Source organism: Streptomyces sp. OfavH-34-F (assembly GCF_022347745.1).
Classification (GTDB): Bacteria; Actinomycetota; Actinomycetes; order Streptomycetales; family Streptomycetaceae; genus Streptomyces.
The window spans coordinates 1-1,545 of the sequence record NZ_JAKRGC010000602.1; the positions used below are offsets into that span (position 1 = coordinate 1).

The 1,545-nt window shown below is 75.5% G+C and carries 2 protein-coding genes; both read right to left on the reverse strand.

All coding sequences use genetic code 11. From position 1 onward, the window contains the following. Nucleotides 1–177: 177 nt before the first annotated feature. On the reverse strand, nucleotides 178–864 hold the full coding sequence (locus tag MHW47_RS35310) for a DUF3152 domain-containing protein (RefSeq protein WP_239227891.1): 687 nt from the start codon (nucleotides 862–864) through the stop codon (nucleotides 178–180). A 114-nt stretch (nucleotides 865–978) separates the two neighbouring features. Continuing rightward, a partial coding sequence (locus MHW47_RS35315; RefSeq protein ID WP_239227892.1) for a DUF3152 domain-containing protein occupies nucleotides 979–1,545 on the reverse strand: 567 nt, incomplete at its 5' end.

Below are 1,545 nucleotides of genomic sequence, written 5' to 3' on the forward strand. Positions count from 1 at the left end.
GCCGCGGTCGCCGACGCGACGGCGGCACCCCTGACGGTCGGCGCCCGCGCGGACCTCGCCGCCTTCGACGCACCCGACGAGGCGGCCCTGCTGGCGGCGGGCGCGGCGAGCTGCGTGGCGACGATCGCGGCGGGGCGGCTCGTGTACCGGCAGCGCTGAGGGGGAACCCCGGCGCCCCTACGGCACGGGCGGTCCGCCCAGGTACCGGCCCTTCGCGTCGTACGGCCAGGCGTTGGCGACGCAGCCCTTGAGGCCGTCGATCTGCTGCATCATGGCGGGCGCGGGGCGGCCCTTGCCGGGGCAGGTCTCGTGGCCGCGGCCCAGCCAGTGACCCACCTCGTGGTTGATGATCAGCGCCCGGTACTCGCCGAGCGGCCCGTCGAACTCCGGCGAACCGGTCTGCCAGCGCTTGAGGTTGACGATCACCTCGGACCCGACCCGGCAGTTGACCTCGCCATGGGTGTCGAGCCCGCTCTTGCCGCAGATCCGGTCCGTGGTGGCCGGGGTCGCGATCCGTATGACCAGGCCCGCCGGGCCGTCCGCGACCTGCCGGAACCGCTGCTCGCCGCGGTGCGCCCAGCCCCTCGGCGCGGCCAGGACGCGCGCGACGACGGCGGCGGCCTTGTCCGCGTCCACCCCGGAGCCGTCCTCCACCTCCACCCGGTAGGCGTGGCCCCGGCCGCCCTCGGTGGCGGCGGCCCGCGCCACGGTGAACGCCGGCGCGGAGCCGGGCCCGTGGGTGCTGTTCCAGCGGAGTCCGGCGACCACGGCGGCCACCAGCACGACCGGGACGACCGTCAGTGCCAGCAGCCGGCTCCGGCCGCCGACCCCCCGCCCGCTTCGGCGCCGTGTCCATTCGGGCATCGGTGCCCCTCCCCAGTGATCGGCGGTTCCGTCCCCCGCTGTAGGACCGGTGAGCGGACCCATCGGTTCAGTCCACCTGCCTGTGAGGTGGGGCGGCCACCGACTGGAGAATCGTTACGGCACGGCTGGTCCGCCCAGATATGTGCCGTTTTCGGCGTACGGCCAGGCGTTCGCGACGCACCCCTTGAGCCCGTAGATCTGCTGCATCATCGCGGGGGCGGGGCGGCCCTTTCCGGGGCAGGTCTCGTGCCCGCGGCCGAGCCAGTGACCCACCTCGTGGTTGATGATCAGCGCCCGGTACTCGCCGAGCGGCCCGTCGAACTCCGGCGAACCCGTCTGCCAGCGCTTGAGGTTGACCATGACCTTCTCGCCGATCCGGCAGTTGACCTCGCCGCGCGTGTCCATCCCGCCCTCCCCGCAGATCCGGTCCGTGGTGGCCGGGGTCGCTATGCGCACGACCAGCCCCGCCGGGCCCGAGGACACCCGGCGGAACGAGCGCTCCCCGCCGTGCGCCCAGCCGCGCGGGGCCGCGAGGACGGCGGCGATCCGCTCGGCCGCCTCGTCCGGCTCGACCCCCGACCCGTCCTCCACCTCGACCCGGTAGGCGTACCGCCCGCCCGTCGCCCCGGCCGCCGCGACCGTGAACGTGCCGGGCCCGGAGGCGGGCACGCGGACCCGGCC